18 protein-coding genes are annotated in these 25565 nt (G+C 50.0%); 5 read left to right on the forward strand and 13 right to left on the reverse strand.

The features are described from left to right. Positions 1-65: 65 nt before the first annotated feature. The 10 genes from ACYVEA_RS22125 to ACYVEA_RS22170 form a co-directional block, all read right to left on the reverse strand. Positions 66-977, reverse strand: a complete 912-nt coding sequence (locus ACYVEA_RS22125; RefSeq protein ID WP_461115622.1) for a sugar phosphate isomerase/epimerase family protein — start codon at positions 975-977, stop codon at positions 66-68. A 20-nt stretch (positions 978-997) separates the two neighbouring features. Continuing rightward, the gene (locus ACYVEA_RS22130; RefSeq protein ID WP_461115623.1) at positions 998-2767 is read right to left on the reverse strand and encodes an L-lactate permease; all 1770 of its coding nucleotides are present in this window, start codon (positions 2765-2767) and stop codon (positions 998-1000) included. A 58-nt stretch (positions 2768-2825) separates the two neighbouring features. Beyond that, positions 2826-5015 (reverse strand): alpha-amylase family protein, encoded by a 2190-nt coding sequence (locus ACYVEA_RS22135; RefSeq protein WP_461115624.1) that lies wholly within the window; start codon positions 5013-5015, stop codon positions 2826-2828. A gap of 233 nt (positions 5016-5248) precedes the next feature. Then, on the reverse strand, positions 5249-6958 hold the full coding sequence (locus ACYVEA_RS22140) for a GMC oxidoreductase (protein WP_461115625.1): 1710 nt from the start codon (positions 6956-6958) through the stop codon (positions 5249-5251). 33 nt (positions 6959-6991) lie between these two features. Next, a complete protein-coding gene (locus tag ACYVEA_RS22145) occupies positions 6992-7546 on the reverse strand; it encodes a gluconate 2-dehydrogenase subunit 3 family protein (protein WP_461115626.1) in 555 nt (184 codons plus the stop codon). A 56-nt stretch (positions 7547-7602) separates the two neighbouring features. Further along, complete coding sequence (locus tag ACYVEA_RS22150) at positions 7603-9054, reverse strand: RagB/SusD family nutrient uptake outer membrane protein (RefSeq protein WP_461115627.1); 1452 nt, start codon at positions 9052-9054, stop codon at positions 7603-7605. A 21-nt stretch (positions 9055-9075) separates the two neighbouring features. Continuing rightward, the gene (locus ACYVEA_RS22155) at positions 9076-12576 is read right to left on the reverse strand and encodes a TonB-dependent receptor (protein WP_461115628.1); all 3501 of its coding nucleotides are present in this window, start codon (positions 12574-12576) and stop codon (positions 9076-9078) included. 207 nt (positions 12577-12783) lie between these two features. Further along, positions 12784-13911, reverse strand: coding sequence for a FecR family protein (locus tag ACYVEA_RS22160; protein WP_461115629.1), 1128 nt, complete (start codon positions 13909-13911; stop codon positions 12784-12786). A 115-nt stretch (positions 13912-14026) separates the two neighbouring features. Continuing rightward, positions 14027-14644, reverse strand: coding sequence for an RNA polymerase sigma factor (locus tag ACYVEA_RS22165; protein WP_461115630.1), 618 nt, complete (start codon positions 14642-14644; stop codon positions 14027-14029). Positions 14645-14779: 135 nt separating this feature from the next. After that, the gene (locus tag ACYVEA_RS22170) at positions 14780-16252 is read right to left on the reverse strand and encodes a hypothetical protein (RefSeq protein WP_461115631.1); all 1473 of its coding nucleotides are present in this window, start codon (positions 16250-16252) and stop codon (positions 14780-14782) included. Between the two features lie 178 nt (positions 16253-16430). Between ACYVEA_RS22170 and ACYVEA_RS22175 the strand changes: the two genes are divergently transcribed. Continuing rightward, positions 16431-17558 (forward strand): DmpA family aminopeptidase, encoded by a 1128-nt coding sequence (locus ACYVEA_RS22175; RefSeq protein ID WP_461115632.1) that lies wholly within the window; start codon positions 16431-16433, stop codon positions 17556-17558. A gap of 9 nt (positions 17559-17567) precedes the next feature. On the opposite strand, the gene ACYVEA_RS22180 is transcribed toward ACYVEA_RS22175, so the two are convergent. Beyond that, the gene (locus ACYVEA_RS22180) at positions 17568-19634 is read right to left on the reverse strand and encodes an OPT family oligopeptide transporter (protein WP_461115633.1); all 2067 of its coding nucleotides are present in this window, start codon (positions 19632-19634) and stop codon (positions 17568-17570) included. A gap of 80 nt (positions 19635-19714) precedes the next feature. Next, positions 19715-20383 carry an AlbA family DNA-binding domain-containing protein gene (locus ACYVEA_RS22185; RefSeq protein WP_093825728.1) on the reverse strand — a complete coding sequence of 223 codons (669 nt, stop codon included), beginning with the start codon at positions 20381-20383 and terminating at the stop codon, positions 19715-19717. Positions 20384-20591: 208 nt separating this feature from the next. On the opposite strand from ACYVEA_RS22185, the gene ACYVEA_RS22190 reads away from it, so the two are divergent. Beyond that, positions 20592-21077, forward strand: coding sequence for a sterol desaturase family protein (locus ACYVEA_RS22190; RefSeq protein WP_461115634.1), 486 nt, complete (start codon positions 20592-20594; stop codon positions 21075-21077). Between the two features lie 78 nt (positions 21078-21155). Here the strand turns inward: ACYVEA_RS22190 and ACYVEA_RS22195 are convergent, their stop codons facing one another. Continuing rightward, positions 21156-21377, reverse strand: coding sequence for a DUF2795 domain-containing protein (locus ACYVEA_RS22195; RefSeq protein ID WP_009284883.1), 222 nt, complete (start codon positions 21375-21377; stop codon positions 21156-21158). Between the two features lie 250 nt (positions 21378-21627). Here ACYVEA_RS22195 and ACYVEA_RS22200 point away from each other — a divergent pair, with 250 nt between their 5' ends. From ACYVEA_RS22200 to ACYVEA_RS22210, 3 genes are all read left to right on the forward strand, one after another. Beyond that, complete coding sequence (locus ACYVEA_RS22200; protein WP_461115635.1) at positions 21628-22395, forward strand: copper homeostasis protein CutC; 768 nt, start codon at positions 21628-21630, stop codon at positions 22393-22395. A gap of 245 nt (positions 22396-22640) precedes the next feature. After that, positions 22641-23618: an isoaspartyl peptidase/L-asparaginase family protein gene (locus ACYVEA_RS22205; protein ID WP_461115636.1), complete on the forward strand. Its 978-nt coding sequence runs from the start codon at positions 22641-22643 to the stop codon at positions 23616-23618. Positions 23619-23718: 100 nt separating this feature from the next. Next, positions 23719-25539: a glycosyltransferase gene (locus ACYVEA_RS22210; protein WP_461115637.1), complete on the forward strand. Its 1821-nt coding sequence runs from the start codon at positions 23719-23721 to the stop codon at positions 25537-25539. The last annotated feature ends 26 nt before the right edge of the window (positions 25540-25565 follow it).

Here is a 25565-nt window from a genome sequence, read left to right on the forward strand (position 1 = left end):
GAAAGTATCCTCACCCGAAGATTCCTCGTTCCTCGGAATGACAAAAAAACTAAACAGCATCAATACTAAACCTTCGCCCAGGCGGCATTCAGGGTGCGTTTTGCATTAGCAATAACGACATCCGGGTCTTCATCACCAAACGGCTTCACCTCGAAACTGACGATCGGCGGGTTTTCGGTATTCAAATAACCGATGTCCAGCAGCACTTTCAGGTAATGCGTCACTTCCGCTACGTTGTTTTCGCCGTTGGGGAACCCAAAGCGAGGGTGAACGTCACCGTAGGCAGGCATGTCCGGGCTCTTGACCACGCAGTTGCCAATGTGGGCGTGGGTGATGTACTCTTTAACCGGCAACAGCGATTCCTCGATCGTTTCATGAATGAGCGGTATATGGCTCAAATCGACCATCAGTCCGAAATGGTCGTGTTCTTTCCGGACTTCCTGAACGTAGCGCAACGCCAGATCGGCCGGTCCAATGAGCGATCGTTTATCAACGTCGAAATCAAACACTTCCAGCGAAACGTTCATATCGCCTTTGCTTTTCGTGTAGGCACAGATTTCATTCGTCGATTTCACCAGCAGGTCGAAGGCTTCTTCTTTTCGGGCTTCATCGTATTGGCCGCTCAGAAACGAATAACCCGTAGCACCAATCTCATAAGCTTCGTCGATGCCTTCTTTCACATTCGCCAGTGCCTGCTGGCGACCTTCTTCGTTGGTATCGTTCAGATTAAGGCCCGTGGTGAGAAGCCGGGGTTGTGCCGCATAGGCAACCGTCATGTGCGACGAATCGAGCAGGCTTTTTACTTTCTTCCGAACATCAGGGTTTTTAACCGTAGTGATTTCTATAGCTGTGAAATACTCATCCAGTACGACTTTTTTAATGGTTTCCAGCACGGGACCTTCGCCTTTCATGGTTTCAGGAAATGCCATAAAATGGACCAGACCAACTTTCATATAATTGCAAAGGGGGGCATTCATGCTTATTCAGGGGGCAAGCGTTAATTGACTAAATCGGGGGTTGGGTCTTTCTTACGGGCGGTTGCCATAATGGTTGTGGCCAGTACGGCTAATAAGACGCCCAATAGCAGCAGGTAGGTGTAGCCTTTTGTGAGATCGGGCAGCGCGGTTGCTTTCTTGCTACCGATCATTTCGTAGACTGGAATAACCCATTTCACCACGTAGGCCTGAGCCAGTACGATGAAGCAGATAAAAATCAGCATGTAGAAGCTGTGCTTCACCGTGAAGCGGAACAGTTCAGATTCTTTGCCCACCAGGTTACCCGCGGCCGCGGCTACGGCAATGGATTGTGGCGAAATCATTTTACCCACCACGCCACCCGAAATATTGGCGGCCACGGTTACCACCGGATCAACCCCAATGGATTGGGCCGTTGCGTACTGAAGTTTACTGAACAAAGCATTGGCCGATGTGTCGGAGCCGGTAATGAATACGCCCAGCCAACCCAGCACAGGCGCGAAAAATGGGAAAAGAAAGCCGGTATTGGCAAGCACTTCGGCCAACGTGAGCGTAATACCGGAATCGTTCAGGATGTAAGCGAAAGCCAATACCGCAGCAATCGTAAGAATCGGAAACTTCAGTTGATTCAACGTAGCGCTGAACACTTTCAGCCCTTCACGATACGTTAGTCCCACCAGCGGAATGGCAATCAGACCCGCAACCATAATGGCCGTTCCGGCCGCCGATAAGTAATTGAATTTAAATAGCTTGGGTAACAGATTCCCATCTTCTCCCTGAATGGCGTTGTGCAATCCCGGAAATTCAAACTGAACCATCCCGGATGCGTTCAGTACGTCCTTGATCGGTTGTACACCCCAGGCAATCACCATAATCGTCAGGACAATAAAGGGTGACCAAGCCCGGATAAGTTGCCCATTTGTATAACTGATATCGGGATTGAACGTAGCAGCGGGTTCGTTAGCAAAACGCCAGACGGTTTTAGGTTTCCAGACCCTCAGAAAGGCCATCAGACACACAATGGAACCCAGGCCCGCAATCACGTCGGGTAAAGCTGGCCCCAGGAAATTCGACGAGACATATTGAAGGAAAGCGAATGAGATACCCGATACCAACACGGCGGGCCATATTTCCTGCGCTTTTTTGAGTCCGGCAATGATCGTCACCAGATAAAAAGGGAGCATGATCGACAAGATCGGCAGCGTGCGTCCCACCATCTGCGAAATGGGTAATTCGGGAATACCCGACACCTGCGAAGCTACGGTGATGGGAATGCCGATGGAGCCAAATGCCACCGGAGCCGTATTGGCTATCAGACAGATACCCGACGCATACAACGGATTGAACCCCAGGCCAACCAGCATGGCGGCTGTGATGGCGACCGGTGCCCCAAAACCGGCCGTTCCTTCCAGAAACGAGCCGAACGAAAACGCAATCAGTAACGCCTGCAATCGCCGGTCGGACGTAATGGACGCCATGAAGAACTTAATGATCTCGAACTGCCCGCTCTTTACGGTGATGTTGAAGAGAAAAACTGCCATCAGCACCAGCCAGCAAATAGGAAACAAGCCATAAACTGCACCATGCGTCGCCGACAGCAGTGCCAGCTTTACCGGCATGCCATAGACCAGAATGGCAATGATCATGGCCAGTCCTGTAGCGATCAGACTAGCCTGATACCCTTTCATTTTCCGGATGATCAGCGCCCAGAAAATGAACAGGATAGGCACGGCCGCCACTAATACGGATAAAGCGATGCTGTTAAATGGATCAATAACTTGTTTCCAAACCATGAGGTGTATGCAGTTTAAATGAACTTGAATTCATCGAAGCAAACTAATTATCAGTACGTTATGCCAAATCCAGGGCCACAATCTCGTGATCGAGAATCCGGGGAACAGCTACCGTCACTTTTCCACCTTTAAGTTCGAATTTAGGGCTTTGGCCGCTCATCAGCAGCTTCACCCCCGTCACTTTTGCACCCGCCGGCACCTGAACGGAAACTTGTGCTTCCACAGGAATTAGCTCCCGGAACGGCCCTTTCATCATCATGGGGTTGGTCAGGTTGACCAGATGGACCGTCATCGACTTATCCTGACGCCATACGTTGATATCAATTACGCCCGGCCCCGCTACGTCCACAATAGACTCTTCGTTAAGCGCCCAGTTGATGACGTTGCTCAGCAGTTGCCCGTGGTCAACGCCCAGCATCTGCCAGAACGACCGGTCTAAGTCGCCGGGAATGTAGGCCACCCGCCCTCTGCCAACCTGCCGCAGGTATAATTCGCGCGTGTCGGTTTCGGCAACACGCGGATAGACATCTTCCATCGGCAGATCGGGGTAGGTAGGAATCAGGGTAACTGGACTGGGAAATGTAACATTAGCCGTTGGCTTGACATTGACTTTATAAATCGTATTGATGATACGAGGTGTATCGTCCAGCCCTTTCAGGATCAGTTGGGTATGGCTGTTTTTGACATCGTTCCGTAGCTGTAAGTAGCTGTTACGTAGCGGTCCTTCCACTTTCCGGTCATACGAAACACCGAACAAACTGGCCAGGCCAAAATCAGGGCGTTGTTTGCCTTCTTCGTCGTAAAGCGATGTTTCAAAGGTTGATACGATACTGCCGCCATTGTCCACAAACGCCTGTATCTGCTTGCATTGCGCATCGGAAAGGGCGGCAATGTTGGGCAGAATCAGCAACTTGAACCGCTTCAGGTCGTCCGGCGTCAGCAACCGGTCGTTCACCATATCGAACGGAATCCGGCTTTCGACCAGAGCATGATACATGCCATCCAGGTGATCACTGCTTTTTTGCTGCCAAGGTTTGCCACCGTAGTTGCGGTCGGTTTGCTCCGAATACACAACACCAACACGGGCCATTGGGGCCGTGTTGCGCAGGTATTTTTCGTTTTTATAATAGCCTTCGTAGAGTTTCGCCACCGCTTCCATCCACCGTTTATCGTAGATGTCGCCACCGAATTTCACAAAGCAGGGACGCATACCATTGGCCGTACCTTCGGCTACCCAAATCCGAATTTCAGCATCGCTTTGCACCGAATCCTTCCAGCGATATTCCTCTTCGATACCCACGCTAAAAATGCCAATCAGCGGTTTCAGGCCCAGTGTCGAACGTAGCTCTTTGGCTCCTTTACCGTTTGCCCAGGGCGCAGTCAATCCCTTCCGGGCCTGTTGGTCAGCGAAGAAGAGATCGGCTTCCTTCCCAGTCATAACTTTGTCGGGGAAACCGTTGGGAATGAACCGGGCCGAAGGTTTTTGTTTACGGATGCCCGCATCCCACACCGACCAAACCTCCCGCAGGCGTTTCATTTTCCAGTCGGCCCATTTCCGATACGTTGGATCGAGTTTGTCGGCAGCCTTGGGCAGCTCCAGCCCGGAAGCCGCCTTAAAATTGGTTTTGCAATGTTCACAGTAACAGATGTCATGCCCATGCCAGCGGTTTGAGAAGATGCCTTCCGGCTGAAATTTCTCCATGATTTCCGTATTCACCTGCGTCATGAAATCAAAATTATACGGCCCCAGTGCGCAGGTAACCCACAAATCCGGATTTGCCCAATGACGGCGTTTCTGTCCGTCGACAGTGACGGCAATCCAGTCGGGGTGCGCGTCGTATACATCCTGTCGGGCAGCATGGGGGTCGGTACGGAGCATGATCTTCATACCCTGCTTCTTGCAGCCTTCCACCAGATACCCCAACGTATCGGAATTGCCCATAAAGTCGCTACGGTGATGGAGCGGAATTTTTGTCGGATAAAATGCTACGATGCCACCAGCACTCAGCAAGGCACCATCGGCATGAATTTTCTTGAAGTAGTTGAGCCAGAAATCAGGATCATAATGGCCGGGATCACGTTCGACAAAGGCGAGCTGTGCCCAGCGCATCGGCCCGTCGAGCCAGAATGCTGCTCCCGGCGCTACGGCGTTGGGCATGGATGACGTAGTAGCCAGCGCAGCAGAACCGGCCAGCGCATAGGCCCCGCCGATAAGGCCGGTGGTTTTGATAAAATTTCTTCTTTCCATAGTTAAGAGCAAAGGGTTAAAACCCTGAAGGGGAATTTATCTAAGTGCGAACAAAGTCCGGCAGCGGCCGACCGCCCTTCAGGGGATTTAGGAGTAACTTCCCGTGTTCGGCGTAGTCTCTGGCTACGTCGCAGCGTTAGCCGGTCTCCGACCGGAGTTTAAAAGACTATCTAAAACCGGTCGGAGACCGGGTAACACGGCGACGTAGTCAGAGACTACGCTCAACTCACGACTCACAAACTCCGCGCTTTTAATTGCGCGACAGCGTGGTTAGCTGCGCGAGCAGTCAGCGCCATATAGGTCAGCGATGGGTTCACATTTGAGGACGAAGCCATGGCTGATCCGTCCGTAACGAACACGTTTTTGCAGGTATGCACCTGATTAAACTTGTTCAGAATTGATGTTTTGGGATCTTTACCCATGCGTGCGGTGCCCATTTCGTGGATGCCCAGACCCATGTGGGCGACGGGATTGTCATAGGCCACTACGTTCTTGAAACCAGCCGCTTCCAGCATTTCGGCGCCATCGTTCATGATGTCTTTCCGCATGGCCAGTTCATTTTCGCCAAAGTCAGCATCAAAAACGACCTGCGGTAAGCCCCATTTATCTTTCTGGTCCTCGCTGAGTGTGAAGCGATTATTTGGATTCGGCAACACTTCGCCAAAACCACTGAGGTTGATTTTCCAGGGACCCGGCTGCGTCATTCTTTTCTTAAAATCGGCCCCGAAACCCGGTTCGGTTGCGCCACGCGAGTAGTCGGCGCGGCTGGCTCCACCCTGGTAACCAAAACCCCGGAGGTAGCTGCGTTTGTCGTTGCCCCAGTTCCGGAAGCGGGGAATGTATAAACTGCCCGGACGCGCTCCGAAGAAATAGTCATTTTCAAACCCTTCGATGTCGGCCCTTGCGCCAATCGCCAGGTGGTGATCCATCAGGTTACGCCCTAACTGATCGCTGTCGTTACCAAGTCCGTTGGGAAACCGCGCGGATTTCGAGTTCATCAGGATAGACGTAGAGCCGATGGTACCCGCATTCAGGAAAATTACTTTGGCGTAAAACTCCCGCACTTCCATCGTGTTCTGATCGATCACCCGTACACCTTTGGCTTTCTGCGCCTTATCGTCCAGGATAATCTCCTTCACGATGGCATTGTGTACCATCGTCACCCGGTTAGTTTGGCGAGCGGCTGGCAACGTAGCGGCCAGCGAGCTGAAATACGCCCCAAACGGGCAACCCCGCGAACAGCGGTTCCGGAACTGGCAGGTCGCCCGACCCACGGCCGTATGCTGTGGTCCGGGCTTGGTTAAATGCGCTACCCGGCCAATGGTGATAGGGCGATTGAGTTTTTGTGCTACCGATTTTTTTAAATGAATTTCGGGAGCGGTCATGGCCATGGGCGGCAGGAAATTACTGTCCGGCAACACGGCCAAACCCTCGGTCTGCCCGCTGATACCGACGAATTTTTCAACGTAATTATACCAGGGCACGAGTTCATTGTACCCAATCGGCCACTCGACACCAAGCCCCTGCTTGGCGTTTGCCAGAAAATCTTCCTGATTCCAGCGGTACGTATGTTTTCCCCACAACAGCGACTTGCCGCCGGTATGATACGCCCGAATCCAGTTGAACGGTCGCTTCTGGATGTACGGATTTTCTTTATCGTTCGTGTACAGATATTGCGAACCTTCTTTAGCCGAAAAATACATCGTAGCGTAATGTTCCTCAGCCGCTATGTTAGAGATTTTACCCCGATGCTCAAACTCCCAGGGATCTTTGAACGCTGTTTTATAATCTTCGACGTGTTTGAGTTCATAGCCCCGTTCGAGCACCAGCACCTTCAATCCTTTTTCGGCTAGTTCCTTGGCGGCCCAGCCACCGGTCATGCCCGATCCAACGACAATAGCATCGTAGGTCTGGTCCTTTTCTGCTTGTATGTTCAGATTCATAGTCTTGGCTTTTGTTACGGTTGATGACTGGGTTTATGCCTGGTTGCCGTACATGAAATCTTTCTGGCCGGGCTTGATCTTAATGGCCTCGAATCTGCCCGGAATGGGCTGATAATCAAAGGATGCTTTGATCCCACCTTCCGAGGTGAAATAGCCCAGTAATGTCTGCTCTTTAATCAGTTGCCAGAACGATGGATTCGTATTTTTCTGCGCTTCAGCCTCGACCTTCGTTAACGTAGCCATCTGTTGATCAGGCGACAGGGTCAGAAAACCTTTCTGATCAAGATCGCCAAGACCAGCCAGGAACAGATCCTGCGCAGGTTTTTTGTAACAGTCACGAAGCATGATTTCAATAAAGTCAGGTACGCCCACATCGAGTGCGCCCGGCGTGTCGGTTTGAGGTATGATTAAGTCGGCGACGCGGGCCATAATGGCATGTTGCGTCTCGTTCAGAAACGATCCCATGTGACTGCGTGGCGATCCTGACGTAGTGATTTGCTCCCACCTGGTCATAGCCTGTAGCGTTGGTGCCGAAAAAACTCCTCCCAGCATCCAGGCAACCCGCGTTACTGCTTCCCGTCTGTTCATGCGTGTATCAATTACGTTTGGTTAGTACAATTGCCATAAAAGACCGGCGTCTCTATTTAATACCCCGGATTTTGCCTGATTTTATCTTTATTTATGTCAATCTGGCTTTGCGGAATAGGAAACACCAAATTATTGTCGGTCAGGAGGTTGACCAGGCGGATTTGGTCTTTCTTGCCATTCATAACCGTAATCGCCCGACCGGTACGTACTAAATCGAACCAACGCTGCCCTTCGAAAGCAAACTCCACCCGCCGTTCCTGCTCCATCGCCAGCCGGAATGCCTGCTGATCTGGAAGATCCGTTGCGGTCTTAGGCTTCAAACCGGCGCGCGCCCGAATATGATTCAGATAGGTAAGCGCCTGACCTGTTGCCTGATAACCGACTTCATTCAAGCTTTCGGCATACATCAGCAAAACATCGGCATACCGGATAACCGGGATGTTGTTGCCGTTGTCGTTGTTGACAACCGGCGTATCAAAATACTTTTTCACATAGCTGGCCTGTATTGTCTGCCCACTGGCGTTGACATAGGACGTAGCGAGCGATAAATCTTTGCGAACGTCGCCTGCTTCGAAGGATTTTACCAGGTCGTCGGTGGGTTGGTTGTTTCCGTTTCCACTAAAGTTAATGACCGCGTTTCCCGAATTTTGTGGGGCAAACAGGTTTGGCCAGGCATTACCTTCGCCCGCTCCACCCGATTTGTATTGCACATCAAACACCGACTCTTTGTGGTTTTTATTGGCTACTTTGAACACGTCGGCATAGCTGGGCAGAAGGGTATAAACGTTCAGATCAATGACCTCCTTAAGTTTGGCAACTGCCTGCGGATATTTCTTTTCCGTCAGGTACACTTTGCCCAGCAGGGCTTTGGCAGCGCCCTTCGTCGCCCGACCAATATCGGCTCCGGTATACGTAGTGGGTAAGGCGGCATCAGCCTCTGATAGATCTTTCTCAATTTGGGCGTATACGTCTGCTTTCGGATTGCGTGTGTACGCATAGCCTTCATCGGGGTCGTTGATGGCTTTGGTTACCAGCGGCACATCCCCGAACGTTTGAACCAGGTAGAAATAAACCAGACCCCGTAGGAATTTCACTTCACCAACGTAGCGACTCCTGAGACTTTCGTCCATCGTGATACCGCCAATCTTGTCCAGAATGGTGTTGAAACGGGCAATAGCCGAATACGAATCATTCCACCGGCCATTGATATACGGATTGGTTGTTTTGATGTAAAACCGGTCAAATTCATCCTGATCGGTAATGGAGCCAGATGCAACAGGCAGCGTATTGTCGGACGCTATTTCACTGAATACGTAACTGTTACCAATAATTCCGTCGGCCTGTAGTGCGGCATAACTACCACTGACGGCGTTTCGAATGTCGTCGCCCGTTTTGTAAAAATTGTCCGTTGTGGCGTTTGAGATGGGATTTAAATCCAGGTATTGCTGGCTGCATGAAGCAACGAACAGGCTGATCAGCAGGAGGCTAAGAATTTTATATGTCTTCATGATTGAAAGGGCGTTGCCTGGTTAAAATCCTGCACTGATACCAAAGGTTACGGTTCGGGCCAGGGGGTAAGCCCCGTAGTCGATCCCTGCGGATAGCGGACTTTCGTAGTTGCTCACTTCGGGACTGTAATTCAAGTATTTGGTGAACGTGTGCAGATTCTGCGCCGATACATAGACGCGTACCTGCTGAAGTTTGGCTTTGTTGATCAGCGCCGTTGGTAGCCGGTAGCCTAAGCTGACGTTCTGAATCCGCAGGTAGCTTGCATCTTCAACCCAGCGCGATGAGATGGCATTGTTGTTGCCGGTGCTCCGTTCGTTGGCGCGGGGTGTGATTCCGTCGCCCGGCTCACTTTCCGAACGCCAGCGACGCAGGGCCGTCGTCATCTGGTTCTGGTTGCCTTCCATGTTGTCATAATACCGACGCCCCAGATTGAGAATTTTGCCTCCCTGCGTCCCCTGAATGGTGATGTTCAGGTCAAAGCCTTTGTAGCTGAAGGAATTCGTTAAGCCGTAAATAAAATCGGGCTGGTTGTTGCCAAGAATCGTCCGGTCATTCGCGGTGATTTTACCATCGCCATCAATGTCGGCGTATTTTACATCGCCAGGATGGGACGTAGCATCGTGTGGATTCACGTCCAGATCAGCCTGATTCTGGAAAATTCCGAGTTGTTTGTAGCCATAAAAACTACCAATGGGCGAACCGATCTGCGTAATATTCAGATCGCTGATGCTGCCACTTGCCGTTCGAATCGGATCACCATTGGGGCCAAGTGCCAGGACTTTATTTCGGTTGAAAGACAGATTTGCCGTCGTATTCCAGATAAATCCTTTGGTGAAATTGCGCGTATTGATGGCAAACTCCCACCCCTGATTTTCCATTTTACCGATGTTTTTGTAGGCTGTCGTGAACCCCGTAAGCGACGGCACATTCACCGATAAGAGCAAATCTTTCGTGATACGGTGGTAGTAATCGACAATCAGGTAGATGCGGTTATTCAAAAGACCTACGTCGATACCAACGTCAAACTGCTGATTTTTCTCCCAGCCTAGTTTGGCATTGCCTAATGTAGATGGGGCTAACCCGTTGACCAGGTTGTTGTTAAAACTGTAGTTATCAGGCCGTAACAGCGCTACGTACGGGTAATTATCGGCGAAGGCGTTATTCCCGGAAAGACCATAACTAGCCCGCAACTTAGTTTCGGAGATGGCCCGTACGTTTTTCATGAACGGCTCTTCGCTAAGGCGCCAGCCCAGCGAACCCGCCGGAAACGTACCCCAGCGATTTTCGGGTCCGAAGATGGATGAACCATCCCGACGAACCGAGATATTGGCTAGATACTTGCCTTTGTAATTGTAGTTAGCGCGCGCAAAATAGGAAACCGAGGCATTGGCTGCTTTGAAGGACCAGGCCGTTGTTGTCGAGCCCGATGCACTGGCATTCAGGGTCTCGACAACATCATTGGCATATGAACTGGCCGACGCACTGCTCGACTGAAATTTAGTCGACGTCGACTCCATCCCGACCAGCGCTTCCAGATTATGGACGGAATTGATGTTCTTGGTGTAACTGATTACCTGGTTGAACAACAGGTTTATGTTCTGGTCAGAATAGGTCGTTCCCATGGCCGTAGTTGGCGGCAACAGGTTGCTCAACGGCATCCGGGAGCTGCGATACGTATTACGCCGGTTGTCGCCGAAGTTGATGTTGGCCGAGGCCCGGTAATTGAAATGGGTCAGAAAGCCGTAGTCAGCATATACGTTTCCCAACAGATTAGGCGAGGTGTAAGGACTGTTGTACTCCATAATGTTTGCCAGCGGATTTGTCACGCCCGGCAGGTTGTAGGGAGCGGCCAGTGCCAGTTGCGACGAATACGACCCATCGGCGGCATAGGTTGGGGCCATCGGAATAGCGGCCAGCGCAGCCGTAATGATGCCCTGATTGAACCACTGATTCTCGGCCGTAACTTCCTGCGTTGTCTTGAACGACGGGTTCAGATTCAGCCCAACCTTAAGTTTCGGCAGTAGATTTACTTCGACATTAGCCCGAAAAATATAGCGATCCAGCGATGATTTCAGAATGATCCCGTCCTGTTTGAGATAGCTACCACTCACCAGATAACGCGCCTTTTCGGTGCCGCCCGAAATCGACAGTTGATAACTGCTCATTTTAGCTTTACGGAAAATCTGATCCTGAAAATCGGTATATGGTAAAGCCGCTACCTTGGCGGGGTCATCGAAATTGAACCAGTCAAACAGATCGCCCCGTGGATACCGATAGCGAAGGTAACTCGCTGGCCGAACGTTATTTGGATCAGTTATTTTCGCCCCCGGCACGTTATCCAGGTAAGCGTTATTAGAACCTTCCTTAGCAAAGTCAGCATACTGTTGTGAGTTCAGCAGGTCTATTTTCTTGCTTACTTGCTGAAAGCCCGTGTATACGTCGAAGTTGACGTTCATGCGCCCCGCTTTACCGCGCTTCGTGGTCACCAGCAACACACCGTTGGAGCCTTTCGACCCATAAATCGCGGTAGACGACGCATCTTTCAATACGTCGATACTTTCGATATCAATGCTGTTCAGCAAGCCGAACACACCAGAGCCCACAATATTCCCATCGACAACAATCAACGGCGACGTACCGGCACTGATGGAGCCAAATCCTCTGACTTTAATGGCGGGCGTACTGCCCGGCGCACCGCTGCTTTGCTGAATAATCACCCCCGGAATCTTCCCCTGCAAAGCATTTGCTACGTTCGAAACGGGCATATCCCGAATTTCACCCATCGGCACTGACGCAATAGCCGAGGTAACGTCAGACCGTTTTTGCGTGCCATACCCCACCACAACGACTTCGCCCAACGACTTGGTATCCGTTGCCAGAATGACCGACAACGCTGTTTGGTTACCCACCGCTACTTCCTGTTTCAGGTAACCGACAAAGCTGAAAACCAGCGTCGTTTCGGTATCGGCCATATCTATCTTAAACTGGCCTTGCGCATCGGTGGTCGTGCCTCGCTGGGTACCCTTCACCAGTACGTTGACACCCGGTAGCGTTTCTCCTTTCGGGTCGGTTACCGTTCCGGCAATCGACCGCAGTACCGCTTCTTTTACAGCAGGCACCGCAGCCTGATCGGCGTCGGCCGGAGCGGATTTCGCCGGGCGATCAGGTCGGATAATGATGTTGTTCCCACTGACTTCATACGTTAACTGAAGTGTCTTAAGAACACGGTTCAAGAGGTCGGCCAGCGGTTCGGCCTGGCTACGTACGGATATTTTACGATCGGATTGAATAAGTTGAGAACTGAATACAAATCGCACATCAGCCTGTTTTTCAATCTGATGCAATACTTTTTTAACATTCTGGCCCTCAACCAGAATTGTAATTTTCTGGTCCAGGAGTTGCTGGGCCTTCCCATCACGTGCCCACGAAATTCCGGCTAACGCACAGACCAGGAACCATTGGATAAAAGTGATACGCATGAGTGCTAGAAGACGATCATCTGCCAGTTGTAGTTTTTTCATACATTTGTATGGATTTGTTGGGTGAACGAAAAATTCGGCAAAATCCCCCCTAATCCATTCATTGTCAGTGAATGACTTCGGCTTGTCAGGTCAGTAAGTAAGGGGAGTTATTGAGGTCAGCTATGCGGGAACATAGCTGACCTTTTTTAATAGAGAGAGATGTTCATGTACGTTTGAAAAGAGTTAAGGTTTAGGAAAATACAGGAATTACTGGCAACGTTGACCACCCGTAATGACTACTTGACTGCCCTGGATTGTGTACTGGGCTTCCAGCGCTTTGCAGATTACCGATAGTTTTTCATCGAGCGGTTGCCCAACGAGCGACGCCGATAACGGGCATTTCCCCAGCAATGATTTATCATAGCTGATGTGAACACCGTAGGCAAGTTCAAGCGTATTAAATACGTCGGATATGGGAGTTTCGTCAAAGTCAAACGACTGTTTGGCCACCACCTGTATGTCGGGTTGCGTGAACGCTGAAACCGTGTCAGGCGTACGGACGAGACGATGACTTTCGGCCACGTATTCCGCGCTCTGGTTGGGCGTCAATACCAGGCCATCCAACGATGGATCAATGGCTTTTTCACGAATAGACGGCAATTCTGTCAGGGCATATACAGCTACTTTACCCGTTTTTACCGCCACTTTTATGGGTTGATCTGACTCAGGCGCATCGACCATAAAACTGGTTCCCAGTACTTTGGTAGTAATCCCTCGTGTATATACCAAAAATGGTCGACCCGGATCTTTAACGATTTCAAAGAAGGCTTTTCCAACCAGATACACTTCACGTCGCTGGAACGTATCGGGATAACTCAACCGACTGCCTGCCTGAAGCACAACCGAGCTGCCATCGCTCAACAAAATCGTCAGTGGTTTGTCGGTATCATTGCGTGTTTCATTTAGGGAGCTACCTTTCGGAGCCGCCTGCACGAACTGCTGATAGCCTTCGGGTTGTGTCAGGTTCCTATGTCTGTACCAGTAAGCTGTTACGCCCAAACCCAGCACGAGTACAACCGTAGCGGCCATCTGCATCCAGTTCCAGTTGGTTCTGGTCGTTCGCACGAACGGCGTATTCCTTTTTTCTTCCTGTATCCGTGTCTGAATTGTCTGACGCATCGATTGGCTTTGAGCCGCTGATGGCAGATTTTTACCCGTTTGCTCCGCTAACACCAGTACGTACTGACGAGCGGTATCCACAACTGGTTGTTTATCTGGATAGGCCATCAGGAATTGCTGCCAATACGCGTCCTGATTCTCGTCAGGATGCTTCACCCAGGCGATAAAATCCGGGTCTTCCAGAAAGTCTACCAGCGAAAAGGAGGCTTGTTTCATAGCTTGAGCAAAGGGTATCTACACAAGAAGTTATAGAACTATTCCCCTTTACTAAGAAAGAGGAAGAAAACGGCCGGTTGACCTCTTTTTTAGAGAGAAATTTTTCTAACTAATTTCACATGCTTAGCAAAAGCCAGGAAATCAGGAGCGAGCCGATAAGCCAGTTGCGATTTTGACGTAGCGACGTGAGCGCCCGGTGAATGAAATTACGAACCGACTTCTCATTGACGTCCATAATCTGGGCGATCTGGCTGATGCTAAAATCGTCGTAATAATATAGCGTGAGGGCTTCTACCTGACGTTTGGGCAGATGGGCTAACAGCTCCTGAATCCGTCGGGTGAGCATCGCTTTAGACTCCTGTTCAATCTGCACCGTTTCTTCAGCCGTTGACGTTGGCGTGCCGTCTTCATTAGCAATCTCATCAATATTTTCGCTGGATTGGTATTTTCCCTGAATCCGCTGAATCCGACGACGCAGTGACCGGTATAAATAAAATTTGATTGATACAATCTCTTCGGCCAAGGAAGCCCTCATGCGCCAGACATCAATAAATACCTCCTGAACGGCATCTTCGATAAGCGCCGAATCAGCCACGAGTTTGCTTCCGTAATTATAGAGTGTGCGGTGGTAACGGTCAAAAATAGCCGTAAATGCCAACTCATTCCCTTCGCGCAGGCCGCGCCAAAGTTGCTGATCGTTGGAATTGATCCAGGAAGAGGGTAGACTGGCCACTGTTGATTAAAACAACTGATTTCTATAGAGGCTATAATTAGATAAACTTAATTATAGATTCGCAAAATACAATTAGTTTATAAAAAGTGGCTGGCCAATGATGGGATAAAATTGGCTATCCCGGGCGGTGAATAATTAACGAACACCCGTGCTGTCAGTTTTACACGCATAGACAGCCGGGTTCACGATTGTCGGTATAATGACTGCCGGAGGGAAGTACACCGTTTGTTGCGGTGCTCGGATTCGGGCTGAATATTCACCCGCGCCCACGGTCAAATCACGCTCGCTACTGCCTGTACTCCAGTTATATTCGTAGCCAGCGGGCGCGGTCAAGGTGAGTTGTTGATTCTCTGAGCAGGTGATCGTATTCAACGGCTGGGTTTGTGCCGTATAGGGCTGAATCGTTTGCAGATACGTATCCGTGATCGCATTGGCCCAAGCTTCGCCAACCTTCCTTTGACCAGACGGTGAATAATGACCGCCATCGGGCATATCCTCCCGTGAATTGATGCTGTCTAGGTCCGGGCCCTGGTAGGTTTGGTAATCAGACCTATTGATAACCTGAAATTGAGCCTTTCGTACATTTTCATGCGGTACGTTGAAAAATGACGCCAGTGCTACAATCCAGCCCAAATTAGGCATCGTAAACTCCTGGCGTACTTTGTCGATAACGCCATAATGCCATGTCACAATGTCGTCGGTAGCACTCGCCTGGTCGTTGGCACCATGATTGAGCAGGATAGCCCGAAGCCCCGTTGCTGGGACGTAAAGATTCATCAGATTGCGAATATTGACATAGGGCATCCGCAGATCATAGACGACAAAGTCGTGTTTAAAGGGAATGTCATAAGCTGACTTGTAGGTCTGCTCCATATTAGAGCCGCCAAATCCAGCATTGTAGAGCAGAACCGGTACGTTAATCCGTTGCACGAGTACATCACCCATATGGCCCCAGAACCAGGCTATTTTAGCAAAAGGGGCAATCCCGCTGAAAGTTGTCAATTGGCTGAAAGTCAATCCCGGCAGGTAACGGGAATCGGCGGTTTCGAGGTATTTTTTGAAGGCTGGACTGGATTGATCAAGACCAATCACTGTTACCCGGTCATCGGTCGCCCCTTCCAGCGTTGGACACCGATTGACACCATTTATAATACAGTCCGATCCCTGCGCATCCGAATGACCGACGATGGCGAATACTTCACCAACCCCAAACCGATCCAGGGTATCTGAACCGATCTGCCGATTGCCTTTTAATGCCCGTACCTCAAGCTGGTACCAGCCGCCCTTTACGGGGAAGCCTCCCGAAAACTGCCCCTTGCTGGTGGTTAGTGGAGCCCAGTCAGTTGTTGTTCCCTGACCAGCCACCCTGGGAACGGCACGTGCCTGAACTACGTCGATGGGCTGATCATAACTCCCGACAACCTGAACAGAAGCCTGGTTATTGTTGTCCCGCTGAACGACCATCCGAGACACGGGATAAGTTATATGTAGATGAACGAGCGTGTCCTGAGCGTATCCATACATCGGATTCAACACCAAACTAAGTAGCCAAAGCCCCGGAAACCAGCCAAACGAATGTTGTTTTTTGAGAGCTGAAAAAATGGGCATAGTCTATTCCAAAATTTGAAGCCCGACAATTGTGTTAACCGGGCCGGTATTAAAAGAACGCACAAGAGAATAGGTTGTTTTATCTGGCTGACAATCGATCGGATAAGCCACAGCGCATATTTATTTCCACAATTGATACGTCCTGCTGTAAATTAGCCAGCTAAAATCGCTCAACGGAATGTCAATCCCTTGCCGCCTTCATTTTCTCATCGTCTGTTTATTTTTTCTTACTAAGACCACAATGGCTCAGACACCCAAGCGTCCCCGCGACTACGGCATCCGGTTTGGTGTGTTACCCACGGGTCTACTCAACGCCATCACCGACGTAGCGGGCGTTCGGGTAGGGCAGGTAACGCTGAAACAAGGTCAGAACATTCGCACGGGTGTCACGGCGATTTTACCGCATGACGGAAATCAATTCCAGCAAAAGAGTCCGGCAGCTATTTATATTGGAAATGGCTTTGGCAAACTGGCAGGCTACAGTCAGGTAGAAGAACTCGGCACGCTCGAAACGCCCATTATTTTGACAAATACGCTGAGCGTTCCCACCGCTTCCGACGCCCTGATCGACTATACGTTGACGATGCAAGGCAACGAAAACGTTCGCTCGGTCAATTCGGTGGTGGGCGAAACCAACGATGGCTCGCTGAATGATATCCGGGGGCGACACGTAACGAAGCAACACGTACTGGATGCACTTCGGCACGCTAAAACGGGTCCCGTTGAAGAAGGCAATGTTGGGGCCGGAACAGGAACAATTTGTTTTGGTTTCAAAGGCGGCATTGGTACGTCGTCCCGGAAATTACCCGCATCGCTAGGCGGTTATACCGTTGGTGCGCTGGTGCAAACGAACTTTGGTGGTGAGCTAAAAATCGCCGGGGTTCCCATTGGAGTCGCTTTAGGGAAATTTGAGTTCAAAGAAAATCTGGACGGTTCCTGCATGATGGTCGTCCTGACCGACGCACCGCTGGATGCCCGTAATTTAAAACGGTTAGCCAAACGGGCGTTTATGGGCCTGGCTCGTACAGGTGGCATCGCGTCTAACGGCAGCGGAGATTACGTCATCGCGGTATCAACCGCATATACCATACCTCATACAACGACAAGCACAGTTGATACTCTGAAAGTGCTACGTAATGATAACGTATCACCCCTGTTTATGGCCGCAATCGAAGCTACTGAAGAAGCGATTATCAATTCTTTATTTGCCGCCCAAACGCTTACGGGTGATCAGAATCACACCGTGGAGCAACTTCCGGTTGAAAAAGTGGTGGAGTTGTTGAAGAAAGCGGGGCAGGCGCGGTAGGCAAGCCTGTTACGAATTCTGTCTTCCCTCCGCAATTCTCCACAACAAACCCGCCAGACCCATAAAGGCTAGGGCGCCTAATAACATATAACCTCCTTCGCCCAGCGCACCAGCCAGCGCGGGCTCCAGTGTCAATGAGGCCAGTCCGTTGTAGATCGAATCATTAACCGATAGCAAGGCGACGGCTACCCCCGCCAGGGCGCCACCGGCCACTAGACCCGTAGCGAAAAGATTGCCTTTCCCTAAATCCGCATCTTCTTCGACAGTTCCCTTACGCTTGGCATTCCAGTCAACAATGTACTTGACAAGTCCGCCTGCAAAAATGGGCAACGTAGTGGAAAGCGGCAGATAAAGCCCCACAGCAAAAGCCAGTGCACTGACGCCAACCAGTTCAAAGACAAAGGCAATGAACGCCCCCACCAGCACAAATTGCCAGTCGAGATTGAACGACAGCAGCCCTTTGATAAGCGTAGCCATGAGTGTTCCCTGCGGAGCCGGAAATTTGTCGGAGCCAATGGCATGGGTAATACCCTGCGCCAGTAAATCAGGGGTAGGCGTGTCCAGAATTTTAACGGTTGCTCCAACCACCAGCGAGGAAACGATAACGCCAATGAACAGCGCCATCTGCTGATATTTAGGCGTTGCACCGACCAGATAGCCCGTTTTAAGGTCCTGCGACGTACCACCCGCGTTAGCAGCGGCCACGCAAATCATGCTACCCACCACCAGAACGGCCGGTTCGTAGACTTTACCCGTCAGCCCGAAGCCGATAAAGACAAGCGACGTTCCCATAATCGTGGCAATGGTCATGCCCGATACCGGCGACGAACTCGACCCGATGAGGCCTACAATCCGGCTGGCGACGGTGACGAAGAAGAAACCGAAGACAATAACGAGTATAGCAATCAGCAATTTAGTCAGGATTGAGTCGCCGGGTATTTGCGGAAGTACCACCATCAAAGCCGTTAGCACAATACTGCCAATAATAACGATACGTACACTCAGATCCTGTTCCGTACGGGGTGTTCGATTGCTTTCGCTCAACGCTTCTTCCGTTTCCATGGCGCTCACAGATGATCTGGTAAAGCTTTGCTTAAACGACGACACTATCGTTGGAATGGTTTTAATCAGCGTCATAAAACCACCGGCGGTAACAGCTCCTGCGCCAATTTGCCGGATGTAAGCTCGATAAATAGCAGCAGCCGTGTCAGCAAACGTATGCGTAGCGGGGTTCCAGCCACCCGGTCCACCCGCTTTTTGCAGATCATCAAGATAACCGAGTTTCTGAAGCTGTAAGGCGATCGTATCGCCCGGCACGACAGATGCCAGTAAAGGAATCAGCCCCAGCCAGGCCAGAATACCACCACCCACCAATACGGCCGAGATTCGGAAGCCGATGATATAGCCAACGCCCAGATATTCCGGGGTGATCTCGCCAGCGACCTGCGCCGATGGAAAATACCGATTCGCTTGTTTTGTGGCCCAAACAGGCACTTCGGCAATTACGTGTAATACCTTTTGCAATAAGGCATACAGCAAAGCCGCCCCCAGACCCTGATAGGCCGTTTTAGCAAAATCACCGCCTTTTTCCCCCGCAATCAGCACCGACGCGCAAGCTGTACCTTCAGGGTATGGCAACGTACCATGCTCCTGCACAATCAGCGACCGACGTAATGGAATCATCATCAGCGTACCGATCAGGCCACCCAGGATCGCCAGCGTCAGAATGGTCCAGTAGTTGAAGAAATCAGCGCCGGAGCCATTCGTCAGGAATAAGAAACCCGGCATCGTAAAAACCACCCCCGACGCAATGCTTTCGCCCGCCGAGCCGGTTGTCTGGATAATATTATTTTCGAGAATAGTCGTGTTCAAAAATCGCCGACCAAGCGAAATAGCGAGGACCGCAATGGGGATGGAAGCCGATACCGACAGCCCGGCCTTGAGGGATAAATAGACCGTTGCCGCCCCGAATAACACACCGAAGACCGCACCGGTAATAATGGCTTTAAGTGTAAACTCAGCGGGCGATTCTGTGGCAGGGACGAAGGGTTTATGAGCAGGAACGGTCGGGGACATAGTCGTTTGATTTGGTATGCTTCATTCGTAAGCATACCAAAGTAAGACTTTCCCAACATTTACGGTACTTTTTCAAAAAATCACTGCACCGCACGCGGTGTATATTGGTCCACTACGTCGCTCGGGTGGATTTCGAGCACATTCGCCAGCACCAGCAGCACAAGCGTCCGGGAGGCAATCCGGCGGGAAACGCCTGCGATGGATGCGAATAGATCGACCGTAATGCTGTTATGTTCGCCGAGGTGCTGCATGAGCTTGTGCTCTTTCTCGCCGTAGTTAAACCGGATGTCGCGGTCTGCCTGTTCGCCCTTCAGAATTTCCCGAACTTCGCGGCTGGCCTGCACCGATTTGTCGCCGACTCGTACATACGCCTTTTTGTCGTCGGGATTATCCGGATCGGGAATAATATAGTGGGGACGAGTGGGGCTTCGAGGCACCCGAATAACAAGCACTTCGCGCTCGTCGTAGAGTTGTACACGATCGATCGTGTAGGAAATTCGCGGAAAACAAAATTTATTAATCGCCCGGACGAGCAGGTATTCGTCCTCATCGGCGTATTTCAATCCCGGAATCTTTTTGTCGTCGCCGACGCCGATAAGCATGATGCCGCCGTTGGTATTAGCGAAGGCAACCACGCCCCGAATGATTTTCTCGGGATGATTTGTTTTCAGCTTGAACTCTAAATTGCTACCCTCTCCCCGTTTCACCAGGTTTTTGAGTGCTTGATAGTCCATAACCGATGGGGTCATCTGGTTGAGTACCGAATTGGGATAAAGATACAGCTTTCCCACAATCTTGCAAGTATTCGGTCAGCTTCCTCTCGTAAACGTGAAAAGTCGGTAAACTGACCTCAACTTTTCGGTTCGCTAAACCGTTAATGGATATATATTAAGTAGCTGGTGATAAGGTTAGATTAGCTAGCCTATTTACCACTGTACTCCTATTAGAAACGCAAAAATGCTGGTAAACGTTGTTTTAGTTGTAGGGACTTTCCTCTTTATGGAAGGCGTTGCGTGGTTTACGCACAAGTACGTTATGCACGGTTTTTTGTGGAGCTGGCACCGCGATCATCACAATCACCACAAAGGCTTTTTTGAACTTAACGATTTATTTGCGGTTGTGTTCGCGGCAACGGCAATCGGGCTGATTGGTACGGGGGTTGCTTATCCTGAGTTAGACTTTCTGACCTGGATTGGCGCGGGTGTAACGCTCTACGGCGTCTTCTACTTTATATTCCACGACGTTATCGTTCACCGGCGTGTGAAAGTCAAGATTGACACAACTGGTCGGTACATGCAGCGTATTATGCGGGCGCACTATGTCCACCATAAGGTCCATTCTAAAGAAGGTGCGCAGGCATTCGGCTTTCTATACGCGCCTAAGAGATATGATAAACCGATGAAGAACCCAGCGCCTGAGAGCCAGTCTAAAGCAACGACATAATTTGGCTTGTATGAAGCAAAAAAGGCGTAATCCGATGGTTCGGGATTACGCCTTTTTTTGTGGGAAATTCCCAAGCGATTAATATTCGTCTTCGTTGAAAAAGAAATCATCTTTGGTTGGATAATCCGGCCAGATTTCTTCAATGCTTTCATAAGGTTGACCATCATCTTCGAGTTCCTGTAGGTTCTCTACAACTTCAAGTGGGGCACCAGAGCGAATTGAATAGTCAATCAATTCGTCTTTGGTTGCAGGCCAGGGGGCATCTTCCAGATAAGATGCTAGTTCGAGTGTCCAGTACATAGTTGTGTTCCGTATTTTAATGACTCTATTTCCAATGAGGGTGCAAAAGTAAAAAAACAGTTAATATCCAAGCTATTTTTCGCAAAAATGTTTCTCAGCCTTTATTCTCCAGGGATTTAGGCCATTAACGTACTGTAACGGCGTTTGTTTGTTTCAATTAAATAAATTTTTAGATACAAAACTTATCCACGCGTCTGTTTATTTCGTACTGCGGCTAATTTCCTATTTTCAATCCTCTTATTATCTGCTCATGATTATTGAAGTATGTGCATACTCGCTTGAATCGTGTCTAAGGGCTCAACGGGCAGGAGCCGGGCGAATTGAGTTGTGCGGTGGCCTGGCCGAAGGGGGCACTACGCCAAGTGCGGGTTTGATTCAGTTAGCCCGCCAGCACCTGTCAATCCCACTATATGTTATGATTCGACCGCGTGGGGGGGACTTTGTTTACTCCGAAACGGAATTGGCCGTCATGAAAGCCGATATGTTAATGGCAAAATCAGTTGGAGCCGATGGGCTTGTGCTGGGCGTATTAAAACCTGACGGCACCATTGATGAAGCTCAAACCCGATACCTTGTTGACGTAGCCAAGCCGCTACCCGTCACGTTCCACCGTGCCTTCGACATGACCCGCGATCCGCTGGAAGCGTTGGAAGCAACCATACGTACAGGTGCCGCCAGGATTCTGACATCCGGCCAGCATCAAACTGCTGAAGCGGGGTTATTTATAGTAAAACAGTTGGCAGATGCCGCAACAGGACGTATTGAAATTATGGCAGGCGCGGGCGTAAATGCCCAAAATGCCCAGCAATTTATTGACGCGGGCGTTGATGCGCTTCATCTGAGTGGTAGTACAAAGGAAGATAGCCAGATGATTTATCGTCAACCGGCCGTATCTATGGCGTCAAGCTTACCTGGTGAATATGAGTACATCGAAACTGATGAGGCAAAGATTCGGGCCATTGTTTCAATAACGCGATTCCCTAATCTGCAGTCTTTAGGGACTGCTTTCAAGGCCTGAGATGAGAAATTTTTCTCTACGCCATTGCTGACCGCACAAAAATTCACCCCAATAGACTACGGATACTAGTTAACCATGCCCGAACAGGACCCCTGTTCCATAGTGAATCAAGTCCTAATTATCAGGGTCGTTCGTAAGCACTATCTGTTTGCTGGGAACCGGCCTATAGGGTTGTGAAGAAATCGTCCAAAAGTAGTAAATGCCAACTGTTTATTCCTTTATTTTGGGCCACAACACCCCTACCTATGGTTAATCGACGCCGTTTTCTAACCCTTAGCTCACTGGCTGGGCTACTGCCTTCCTTATCCTTTAGCTCCTTTAAACCAGTTCATAGTCGCCTAAAGGCTAATGCTCTTGTGGTTAGCCCATTGGCCATTGCAACCTGGGATCGAGCTAAAGCTACAGAGGCCGCTCAAGTTGTGTTAGAGCGCGGTGGCAGGGCCTTAGATGCCGTTGAAGCAGGGGTTCGTGTTCCCGAAGCAGATCCTAATGACATGACTGTCGGTTACGGCGGTCGACCGGACCGGGACGGACACGTAACACTCGATGCCTGCATCATGGACGACAAAGGGAATGCGGGCTCCGTAACGTTCCTGGAGCATATTATGCACCCTATTTCTGTGGCACGGGCTGTTATGGAAAAAACACCCCATGTTATGCTCAGTGGCGAAGGTGCGCTGAACTTTGCATTATCTCAGGGGTTTAAGAAAGAGAATCTGCTTACTAAAAAGGCAGAAAAGGAATGGCGCGAATGGCTGAAAACAGCTCAATACAAGCCCATAGTGAATGTTGAACGGCACGATACCATAGGTATGCTGGCCCTTGACAGCCAGGGTAATATTTCGGGGGCCTGTACAACAAGTGGGTTGGCCTACAAGATGCGTGGCCGGGTAGGCGATTCGCCGATTATTGGTGCGGGTTTATTTGTCGATAATGAAATTGGTGGCGCTTGTGCTACGGGGCTGGGTGAATTGGTGATGCGTACCTGTGGCTCATTTCTGGTCGTAGAGCTAATGCGCCAGGGACGAACTCCTCAACAAGCTTGTGAGGAAGCGGCCCTGCGCATTGTTAAAAAGCAGGACTTCAAGGATATACAGGTCGGTTTTGTGGCCATAAACAAACAGGGTGAACATGGTGCCTTCAGTATTCAGCCTGGATTTAGCTATACCTTGTCACAGAATAAAAAAACGCAGGTAACGGACGCAAAGTCTTATTTGAAATAAACAAGTTTTTCTTTTATTGTTTATAGTGTTTAATTGCCCTATAAAGGCGGTATAATTTAGAAACACTACGCATACAAGAACTCAAAAAACCACAACTACATTGGAATCGGTATTTTCAACATCGAAGCGGAAGTTACTCCTCGAAATCGCCTGGGAGGTGTGCAATCAAGTAGGCGGGATTTATACGGTTATCCGGTCGAAAGTACCAGCAATGGTCGAAAAGTGGGATGATAATTATGTAGCGCTGGGTCCTTATTTTCCGCAACGATCAGCGGCTGAGTTCGAGCCAATTACCGAGTCCGATGAAACGGAGATTGGACAAACAGTTCGCAAGATGCGGCAATTAGGCTACCGGGTTGAGTATGGTTACTGGCTCGTTACGGGTCGCCCTCGAGTTGTGCTATTTGATATTACCAGCATCGGCAGTGATCAACTCAATGTTATTAAAACACAGCTCTGGTTAAACCATCAACTCTCAACGCTTTATGTTGAAGACCTTGTCAATCAGACGATTGCCTTTGGCGAGATGGTTCGGATGTTCATTACACTTCTAGCCGACGGTCATGCCAAACGAGTCGATTTTGTTGCCCATTTTCACGAGTGGATGGCCAGCACCGGCCTACCCGATCTACGTCGGGATAATGTTAAAGTAGCTACAGTATTCACAACCCACGCTACCATGCTGGGGCGCTACCTAGCCCAAAATGAGCCAGGGTTTTATGGGAAACTGCCTTTTTTTGATTGGAAGCGGGAAGCACAGCATTATAATATCGAAACACAGGCTACTATTGAGCGCCTGGCGGCTTTACAATCGCATGTCTTCACAACGGTTAGCGACGTAACAGCTCGTGAATGTGAGGTGTTTTTAGGCCGAAACCCTGATCTGGTCTTACCGAACGGTTTGAACGTAACGCGATTTGCGGCTGTCCATGAATTTCAGAATCTACACGTTCAGTATAAGCAAAAGATTCATGAATTTGTCATGGGGCACTTTTTTCAGAGCTATTCTTTTGATCTGGAAAAGACGCTTTATTTCTTTACATCGGGTCGGTTTGAGTTTTCAAACAAAGGGTATGACCTTACCCTCGAAGCACTCGCTCGTCTGAATTATCGGATGCGGGAAGCGAACATGGACATGACCATTGTGATGTTCATGGTCACAAAACAGCCCTATACATCGATCAACCCAGATGTGCTTCACTCGCGGGCCTTACTCGACGAAATTCAGGAAACCTGCGAAAGCATTGAAAAACAGGTAGGTGACCGCTTATTTCATGCAGCCGCTTCGAATACACAATCGACGACGTTGCCCGATCTGAACAATTTTGTGGATGAATACTGGCGGCTTCGGCTCCGGCGCACTGTGCAAAGCTGGAAAACCAAGCATCTTCCACCTTACGTCACCCACAATCTGGTTCAGGAAGACGACATGACGCGGTTTATTGAGAAGGCCAACCTGGTAAATAATGAGTATGACCGGGTTAAGATCGTTTATCACCCCGACTTCATTGCCTCAACTAATCCTTTATTTGGTTTAGATTACAGCCAGTTTGTACGAGGCTGCCACCTTGGCGTGTTCCCGAGCTATTACGAGCCCTGGGGCTATACACCTCTGGAATGCGTTGTGCGGGGCATCCCTACCGTTACAAGCGACCAGTCGGGTTTTGGTGATTTCATCATGCAAATCATGCGCGACTATGAGAATCGGGGTATTTATGTGATCAACCGCCGGACGCAGTCGTTCAACGAGGCCGCCGATCAATTAACCGACGTGCTGTTCCGGTTCGTCAGAATGGCCCAGCGTGATCGTATCAAGCAACGGAATTTCGTCGAAAGCATTGCCGAAGTATTCGACTGGAGCAGTCTCCGTTCGTACTACGACACGGCTCATGATTTAGCCCTGAAACGGAAAAAACCTTAATTTTTTCAGTGAAAATGAAGCGTGAA

This window comes from Spirosoma jeollabukense, from assembly GCF_054777855.1.

Coding starts and splice junctions, on each gene's coding strand:
- ACYVEA_RS22175 (WP_461115632.1), top strand. CDS start 16,431: ATGTCAATCCCTTGCCGCCTTCATTTTCTCATCGTCTGTTTATTTTTT.
- ACYVEA_RS22185 (WP_093825728.1), bottom strand. CDS start 20,383: ATGACCCCATCGGTTATGGACTATCAAGCACTCAAAAACCTGGTGAAA.
- ACYVEA_RS22130 (WP_461115623.1), bottom strand. CDS start 2,767: ATGGTTTGGAAACAAGTTATTGATCCATTTAACAGCATCGCTTTATCC.
- ACYVEA_RS22135 (WP_461115624.1), bottom strand. CDS start 5,015: ATGGAAAGAAGAAATTTTATCAAAACCACCGGCCTTATCGGCGGGGCC.
- ACYVEA_RS22170 (WP_461115631.1), bottom strand. CDS start 16,252: ATGCCCATTTTTTCAGCTCTCAAAAAACAACATTCGTTTGGCTGGTTT.
- ACYVEA_RS22155 (WP_461115628.1), bottom strand. CDS start 12,576: ATGAAAAAACTACAACTGGCAGATGATCGTCTTCTAGCACTCATGCGT.
- ACYVEA_RS22190 (WP_461115634.1), top strand. CDS start 20,592: ATGCTGGTAAACGTTGTTTTAGTTGTAGGGACTTTCCTCTTTATGGAA.
- ACYVEA_RS22180 (WP_461115633.1), bottom strand. CDS start 19,634: ATGTCCCCGACCGTTCCTGCTCATAAACCCTTCGTCCCTGCCACAGAA.
- ACYVEA_RS22140 (WP_461115625.1), bottom strand. CDS start 6,958: ATGAATCTGAACATACAAGCAGAAAAGGACCAGACCTACGATGCTATT.
- ACYVEA_RS22205 (WP_461115636.1), top strand. CDS start 22,641: ATGGTTAATCGACGCCGTTTTCTAACCCTTAGCTCACTGGCTGGGCTA.
- ACYVEA_RS22150 (WP_461115627.1), bottom strand. CDS start 9,054: ATGAAGACATATAAAATTCTTAGCCTCCTGCTGATCAGCCTGTTCGTT.
- ACYVEA_RS22160 (WP_461115629.1), bottom strand. CDS start 13,911: ATGAAACAAGCCTCCTTTTCGCTGGTAGACTTTCTGGAAGACCCGGAT.
- ACYVEA_RS22195 (WP_009284883.1), bottom strand. CDS start 21,377: ATGTACTGGACACTCGAACTAGCATCTTATCTGGAAGATGCCCCCTGG.
- ACYVEA_RS22145 (WP_461115626.1), bottom strand. CDS start 7,546: ATGAACAGACGGGAAGCAGTAACGCGGGTTGCCTGGATGCTGGGAGGA.
- ACYVEA_RS22200 (WP_461115635.1), top strand. CDS start 21,628: ATGATTATTGAAGTATGTGCATACTCGCTTGAATCGTGTCTAAGGGCT.
- ACYVEA_RS22125 (WP_461115622.1), bottom strand. CDS start 977: ATGAATGCCCCCCTTTGCAATTATATGAAAGTTGGTCTGGTCCATTTT.